At 48.4% G+C, this 7,455-nt stretch carries 7 protein-coding genes; 6 read left to right on the top strand and 1 reads right to left on the bottom strand.

Going from position 1 to position 7,455, the window contains the following annotated elements; genetic code table 11:
• The 3 genes from WBV75_RS07865 to WBV75_RS07855 all read left to right on the top strand — a co-directional run.
• The coding region (locus WBV75_RS07865) for a nitrilase-related carbon-nitrogen hydrolase (protein WP_424120083.1) at nucleotides 1-442 on the top strand (442 nt) is incomplete at its 5' end.
• Between the two features lie 252 nt (nucleotides 443-694).
• Nucleotides 695-1,231, top strand: coding sequence for a hypothetical protein (locus WBV75_RS07860; RefSeq protein WP_424120082.1), 537 nt, complete (start codon nucleotides 695-697; stop codon nucleotides 1,229-1,231).
• A gap of 159 nt (nucleotides 1,232-1,390) precedes the next feature.
• On the top strand, nucleotides 1,391-2,653 hold the full coding sequence (locus tag WBV75_RS07855; RefSeq protein WP_424120081.1) for a spinster family MFS transporter: 1,263 nt from the start codon (nucleotides 1,391-1,393) through the stop codon (nucleotides 2,651-2,653).
• A 79-nt stretch (nucleotides 2,654-2,732) separates the two neighbouring features.
• Here WBV75_RS07855 and WBV75_RS07850 read toward each other — a convergent pair whose 3' ends face one another.
• A complete protein-coding gene (locus tag WBV75_RS07850; protein ID WP_424120080.1) occupies nucleotides 2,733-3,302 on the bottom strand; it encodes a hypothetical protein in 570 nt (189 codons plus the stop codon).
• Nucleotides 3,303-3,456: 154 nt separating this feature from the next.
• Between WBV75_RS07850 and WBV75_RS07845 the strand changes: the two genes are divergently transcribed.
• The 3 genes from WBV75_RS07845 to WBV75_RS07835 all read left to right on the top strand — a co-directional run.
• Entirely contained in the window at nucleotides 3,457-6,153 is a 2,697-nt protein-coding gene (locus tag WBV75_RS07845) for a prolyl oligopeptidase family serine peptidase (RefSeq protein WP_424120079.1), read from the top strand.
• A gap of 36 nt (nucleotides 6,154-6,189) precedes the next feature.
• On the top strand, nucleotides 6,190-7,050 hold the full coding sequence (locus WBV75_RS07840) for an aminotransferase class IV (protein ID WP_424120078.1): 861 nt from the start codon (nucleotides 6,190-6,192) through the stop codon (nucleotides 7,048-7,050).
• Between the two features lie 108 nt (nucleotides 7,051-7,158).
• The coding region (locus WBV75_RS07835) for a DUF6090 family protein (protein WP_424120077.1) at nucleotides 7,159-7,455 on the top strand (297 nt) is incomplete at its 3' end.

The following is a 7,455-nucleotide window of genomic DNA, read 5'->3' as shown; positions in this document are numbered from 1 at the left end:
CGGCAAAATTGGGGTACTTATCTGCTATGATTCCGAATTTCCGGAACTCAGCAGGCTCCTGGCTGATGAAGGGATGGATATCCTTTTTATTCCTTTTCTAACGGACACTCAAAACGGGTATTCCAGAGTAAGGCATTGTGCACAGGCACGGGCTATCGAAAATGAGTGCTATGTGGCCATCGCAGGCAGTGTCGGGAACCTGCCCAAAGTACATAATATGGACATCCAATTTGCCCAGTCCATGGTTTTTACGCCTTGTGATTTTTCCTTCCCCGCCAATGGCATCAAGGCAGAAGCTACGACGAACACAGAGATGATTCTGATCGCCGACGTCGACATCGACTTACTCAGAGAGCTCAATCAATTTGGAAGTGTACGTAATCTGCGAGATCGAAGGAAAGATATTTTTGACTTAAGCAAGGTCGATTCAAAAAGAATTTAAAAGTCTATTGCACCACCCGAAAGTCAATTGTACTATTTGATTTTCAAGGATTTACCTGCTTTTCTTTGTGGCTTGGATTTTGGTGTGTGGGTTCAAGGCCATTCACCGATTGATTCTGTCGTACATCCTGCAGATTATTTCACTTTAGTATCCAATTTCGATGTTCTTCTAAAAAAGGCAGATCAACGGACTTTCGCAGGCGGGAATTGCCATTTTTCCAATTAACTCCCGTATTTTTGAAGGAGAACCTCTATGAAAATTAACATGTCTGAAAATAATTCCTGTATCAGGAATGGCTTCCTGTGGAGCCTGTGTTTGGTGCTCTTCCTGTCCGCACCCCTGGCCTATGGCCAAATTGGCGAAGTCATACAGGAAAACAAAATGATTGTAGGCTCTGCCAGGGCTACGACATTGGAACTTCCCTTTATTGAATATGCTGAGGTAACAGACATGCCTCCCTATTACACTCTTTGGTATTGGGATGATACTACTTCGGACCGGAAGGTCAGGTCCCTGGAATTTTACGCTACCGATCTCGAACTCGATTATTTATACAACGTTTTAAAGGAGGGATTCGACCTCAGTATGCAGCGTATTGAAATTGGCGAATCCCGCCTGGTGACCCGTCGCCCTTTGCGACCCGGACAACCCTTAAAAATTAATATTTACTACGGGGATGATTCCGTCGGCACTCTTTACCTTAAAAAAGATGCCCTCGAAACCCTACTCGGGAATACCCGTAACCCTGTTCATTCAAAAGCTGACCTGGTAGGTACTACCATTGAATAATTCCAATGCCTTCCTCATTCACCCCCCGGAGGGCCTACTTATCTTCGTACAAAATTGGAGGTTCTGATCTTTTTCCAACGGAAAAACTCTTTAAAATCCGCCTAACCTAATCTGGTTTTTATTCCCTACCTTGAATTTATTACACCTCAAAACAAGGTCATGACGGAAACGAATCGGAATAAATGGGTGGTTCTCGCCTTGCTGACCCTGGTGTATACCTTTAGTTTTATTGATCGCCAACTACTGGTAATCCTGGCCGAACCTGTAAAGGCAGACCTCGGCTTAAGCGACACTCAACTCGGGCTCTTAACCGGCCTTGCTTTTGCCGCCCTGTACGTTACCCTGGGCCTTCCCATTGCACGTCTGGCAGATAAAGGCAATCGCAAAAATGTGGTGAGTGCCAGCCTGGCCATCTGGTCTGCGATGACCGTTATCTCTGGAATGGTTACCAGTTTTACCCAAATGCTTTTAGCCCGAATTGGGGTAGGGATTGGGGAGGCAGGTGGCAGTCCTCCCTCCCACTCCATTATATCCGATTACTTCCCGCCTGAAAAGCGGGCTACCGCCCTCTCGATTTACTCCGTGGGAATCTATATTGGGATTTTCCTGGGCTTTACCATCGGAGGCGTCCTGGCACAGAATTACGGCTGGCGCGTTGCTTTTTATGCTGTGGGGATTCCGGGGATCCTGCTGGCGGCCGCAATCTATTATTTCGTCAAAGAACCTGTAAAAGGGAGGTATGATCCACAAGGGGTAAGCAGCACAGTCCCCACACTATCCGACGTGATCAAAACCTTGCTGGGTAAAAAAACATTTATTTTCATCGCCCTGGGCTCCGGTTTTATTGCTTTCGGATCCTATGGGGCCGGGAATTTTCTACCCTCCTTCCTGCAACGTGTACACGGGGTGGAAGTTTCCAAAGCAGGATATCTCCTGGGCGTGGCCTTTGGAATAGGTGGCGGTATAGGTACGTTTTTGGGAGGCTTCCTCGCCGACAGGCTCAGGATCTCGGACATGCGATGGTATATCTGGCTTCCGATGGTAGCCGCTATTTTAGCCCTCATTCCCTTTGCTGTGTACGTGTTTTCACCCCAACTCCATATAGTCGTCATAATGGTTTTCCTGGTCTCTGCCTTGTTGGGTATCTACCTGGGGCCTGCCATCGCAGTGAGTCACAGCCTTGTAAGTGCCAAAATGCGTGCTTTTACTTCGGCAGTATTATTTTTAATTCTCAATATTATAGGCCTGGGCTTTGGCCCCTTAACCATAGGGTTTGTAAGCGATGTGCTACAGCCTGAGTACGGAGATTTAAGTCTTCGATGGGCATTTTGCTGCATCTTTTTATCCCAGTCCATCGCCATCCTCTTCTTCGCTCTGGCCTCAAGAACCTATCTGAGGGAATTAAAAGAAACGATACAGTAAAGGGTTTCGGGCATCCCTTCTGCTAAAGACATGCCCAATCAGGTAACAAGGCAGGTTTGCCATTCTAGCACGGCAGGATTTACGGGCCCTTCCCGGCGGCGACAAGGACTTCCCGGGAAGTGCTGAAATGAGCCTCGGAGGCGGCATAGGCGGTAGCGCTGGCCGCCGATTCAGCTTCGCGAATCGCAGCAAGGGCTTTCTGAAGGTAATTCTGCATACCTGAAAGGCTGCGCGAGGCATAGGCCCGTTTGGAATACCCGAAAGCCCGGTCAGCCAGATCTTTGACTTTTTCCGCACTTCCGGCTGCTTTGGTGAGGTACCGGTCTATATCAGCTATTCCACAGTTTTCAGCCCGCTGTCGGGCTTCTGCCGTCCTGGCTACTGCACGGTAGGCGGCTGCCAGGATTTCCCCTGAGTAAATCTGGGCCTTTCGGGTATTGGAGCGCGCAGTACGGTATTGCCTGGTCCGGTCCACGGCACTGACAAAAACTTCAAGGGTGTCTGAAAGTTGCAGTACCTCAATAGCCGTGCTGCGGACATTCTCAATATCCCTTTTTATCAGTTCACATTGGCCAGAGGCAGATAATGGGCTCAATAAGATAAAGCAGATCAGGCACCGGCCCAATTGCAGTAGTGTTATGGTTTTCATGTTTCGAAGTGTTCTCTTCTGGTCTTCAAGAAACCAAATTTCAGGCAATATTTCAAATTACACAGGATGAAATGTCCAATAAAAAGACCAGGTGCGCCCGAGGACAGATTGTATTTTTTTTAGTACACTTGATGGGTTATAAACATTTACTATCATGAAAGTACTATTGAGCCTTACCCTTCTTTTAGGATGCCTCACCACATTTGCCCAGGAAGATCTCTGGACCCCGGAGGAAATTATAAGCACCGTATATGTCAACAGTCCTGAATTCTCCAGGGATGGGCAGAAAGTGGTCTGGATGCAGCGCAAAGGCATGGAGAAGGAGGACAAATTCGTAAACCACCTCTACCTCGCCAGACTTCACCCTGATGGGGATACACCTAAAGTAGTACAGCTCACCCGATCCAAAGAAAGCGAATCGAACCCGGTTTTCAGTGATGATGGGGAAAGCCTGTATTTCAGCTCAACCCGTGAGAAGGGTAAAACGCTTTGGAAACTGAATCTCCAGGGTGGGGAAGCTGAAGCATTTAAAAAATTCGATAATGGCTTCAGCTCCCTTTCCCGATTAGGAGACAGTGCCCTGGTGTTTATTGGGGAAGAAGGGAAAACCCTTTACGATATTACCTATGAAAAAGACAATACGAAAATTGTCGAAGATACGGCCCACTGGAACCCACGCCGGCTTTTTACCCTGGACCTGAAATCCAAAAATATGAAGCGCCTGACGGAAAATAAATACCGCATTTCCAGCTTTGCGGTATCCGAAGATGGCCACTACCTCATTTACCAGGAAATCACATCCCCGGACTATGCTACCGACGGCAACCCCAAACCCAATTACGTCCTTATGAACCTGGAGGCTGGTTCATCCCTGCCCATCCTTAAAGGACTTCAGAGCCCTGGGGGCTATAGTTTTACCCCGGATGGCAAGGGGTTCTATTTTTCTGCAGAAACTTCTTCCGATCCCCAGTGGAATGGCGCCGGAATCCGGGAGCTGTATTACTTTGATTTTGCCACAAAAGACTATGTTAAGGTCCCCCTGGACTGGGAAAACGGCCTCTCGGGATCCTATTACCTCAACGGCTCTGACGTACTGGTACAACTGGCGAATGGACCGCTTCAGAAATTGCGCTACTATCAAAAAGAGGGGAAGGGATGGAACTGGAAGGATTTTGAACTGGGGGAACTGGAAGGGCACGTAAATGTTTTGGCTTTTAACCATAAAACCGATAAAGTCATTTACAGGTATTCCACGGCTGCCAAGCTACCCGAGTACAAACTGGCTCAATTGCAAGTTAACCGAAAGAATGTGGCACTGGAAAACCCGGTGACCCTGACATCGCTCAATAGCAAGCTCAAAAAGAAACCGATTGCAAAATCCGAAATCATCTACTGGACCGGAGCGAATGAAGAAGAAGTCAACGGTATTCTCTACTATCCAAAGAATTATGTGGCAGGCAAGACCTACCCACTCGTCCTGAGCATCCACGGCGGGCCCACAGGTGTGGATCAGGACGAGTGGTCCGAGCGCTGGTCCACCTATCCGCAAATCTTTACGGATAAAGGTGCTTTTGTACTCAAGCCGAACTACCACGGATCCGGGAATCACAGCCTCGCCTTTATCGAATCTATAAAAAACGGGAAGTATTACTCCCTGGAAGAGGTAGACCTCTACAACGGGGTGCAGCACCTGAAAAATCAGGGCTTCATCGATATGGATAAACTCGGGATCATGGGGTGGTCCAATGGAGCGATCCTCACCACCTGGATGACCCTGAAATACCCCGATATGTTTAAAGTGGCCGCTGCAGGTGCCGGGGATATTAACTGGACTTCCGATTACGGGACCTGCCGGTTTGGGGTCACTTTCGACCAGAGTTATTTCGGGGGGGCACCCTGGGATGACACCAACGGAAAACACTACAACGAATGGTACATAGATAACTCGCCCATCTTTGAGATCGAAAAAATAAAAACCCCTACTATTATCTTTCACGGCAGCGAGGATAGGGCTGTTCCGCGCGATCAGGGATGGGAGTACTACCGCGGCCTCCAACAGGTTGGAAAGGCACCCGTCAAATTCCTATGGTTTCCCGGACAGCCCCACGGGTTGCAAAAAATAACCCATCAACTCCGTAAAATGAAAGAGGAACTGGAATGGTTCAACACCTACCTTTTTAAGGAGGAAAAACCGGAGAATGAAGCCTTTAAAAAGGACAGTCCCATGGCTGCATTACTTTCCATGCAAAAAAACCTTTCTGAAGACGGGTTGATCGGGAACCTGCAGAATGGAGTCCTGGTCCCGCCAACGGTGTCCATGGGAAAAGACACCATCGCGATTGGAACCCATGAGGTCACCCGGGCACAGTATCACGCTTTCACCGGGAACACCTTTGATCGCCTCTATGCCAATTCCCCGATAACCGGGTTGGATGCATCGGAAATCGAGGCATATCTCGACTGGCTGAAAGAAAAAACCGGGGCAACCTATCGGCTGCCGAATACCAAAGAAGCAAAAAGTTTGCATAAAAAAGCCCGAAAGTCTTACAAAGACCAGAATAACCTGAACCACTGGGCCGGGTATGAGCTCACGGCCCTGGACGTCCCCGGGCTTCAGGAAAAATTAGAAGAGATCCGTACACCCCTTATCCACAATACGGGGCTACATCCTATGGTGAAATTAAAAAAAGAGGTGATGGTATTCGACCTGGGAGGAAATGCAGCGGAGTACTATCAAACCCCGTCCGGACTGAAAACGTATGACTATAGCGCTTATGATTTCGTGGACCCTGCGACCGAGGCGGTCAGTAGCACCCCGGAACACATCGGGTTCCGCGTGGTCAAAGAATAACCCCTTATCTTAGGAGGTAAATTCAAATGTATTTTCGTGCCGAAACCGCCCAGCTATCCTTCGAAAGTCTTTCTCAACGGGGAAATCCTGAACGCCGCCGATGCTAAAATATCGGTCTTTGACCGTGGGTTTATTTTCGGGGATGGCATCTACGAGGTGATGGCCCGGATCGGGGGACAGTTTTTCTACCGGGAAGCGCACCTGTCAAGACTGAGAACCTGCCTGGATAAAATTGACATTTCCTGCAACGTGGATACCCTGGAGTCCGAAATACCCAGGCTGCTTGAGCTTTCAGGCCTTGAAACCGCCGATTGCCTGCTTTATATTCAGGTCACCCGGGGGGTCGCACCCCGGCAGCACTCCTACCCCAGAGATATTCAACCTACAGTTATGATGTACGCCTGGGCAAAGACGCTGCCGGATATCAACGAAACCCCTGCCTCTGTAGTAGTTCAAAAAGATTATCGATGGTCCCGCTGTGATATCAAAATGACTTCCCTCCTGGGCAATGTGATGGCCAACGAATTCGCTATGGCTCATGACTGCTATGAAACCCTCTTTGAGCGGGACGGCATCCTTACCGAAGCCTCCCATTCCAATGTTTTTTTTGTTAAAAACAGGATTGTTTACACCCATCCCGCGAATTGCTATATCCTCGATGGAATTACCCGGCAGGTGGTGTTGGAGCTATGCGAAAAACTCGGGATCGAGGTTCGGCTGGAGGGCCTCCCTGTACAGGATATCCCAAATATGGACGAGGCCTTTTTGACAGGGACAAGCACCCAGATACTCGCGATCCGCAAGATCGATGATCATGTGATCTCCGGGGGTCGGGTGGGTCCGATTACCCGGAAATTACAGGAGGCATTCCTGGATCTCAAAAACACCGGGGCCTGAATCCGTAACAGGTCAAATCGCTATAAGACTTCCGAATTCCCGCGAATTCCTTAAATTCATTGATCTATAAGGAGGCCTGGGCGAAACCAGGTTTCCCAGTCTAAAGGTATGCTGCGTTTTTTTCGCCAACTTCGCCAAAAACAAATCTCAGGAAAACAGTTCCGGAGATATTTTCTCTATGCCCTTGGCGAAGTTCTCTTAGTGGTTATCGGAATCCTCCTGGCCCTGCAGATCGACGGCTGGAATAACAACCGGATTCAAAAGAAAAAAGAACTCCTTTATCTCAAAGAAATACAAGTCAGTCTTCAGGATGATCTTGAACTTATTGGAAATTCCATTGAATTTAACCACAGGAAAGATTCAGCCATAAACAGATGTCTCAGTAAAATGCTCGAAGCAGATTCC

Source organism: Robiginitalea sp. (assembly GCF_049588695.1).
Taxonomy (GTDB): Bacteria; Bacteroidota; Bacteroidia; order Flavobacteriales; family Flavobacteriaceae; genus Robiginitalea.
The sequence above is the reverse complement of the archived record's forward strand: the minus strand, read 5'-3'. Positions and strand labels throughout refer to the sequence as shown.

Coding starts and splice junctions, on each gene's coding strand:
- WBV75_RS07850 (WP_424120080.1), bottom strand. CDS start 3,302: ATGAAAACCATAACACTACTGCAATTGGGCCGGTGCCTGATCTGCTTT.
- WBV75_RS07845 (WP_424120079.1), top strand. CDS start 3,457: ATGAAAGTACTATTGAGCCTTACCCTTCTTTTAGGATGCCTCACCACA.
- WBV75_RS07860 (WP_424120082.1), top strand. CDS start 695: ATGAAAATTAACATGTCTGAAAATAATTCCTGTATCAGGAATGGCTTC.
- WBV75_RS07855 (WP_424120081.1), top strand. CDS start 1,391: ATGACGGAAACGAATCGGAATAAATGGGTGGTTCTCGCCTTGCTGACC.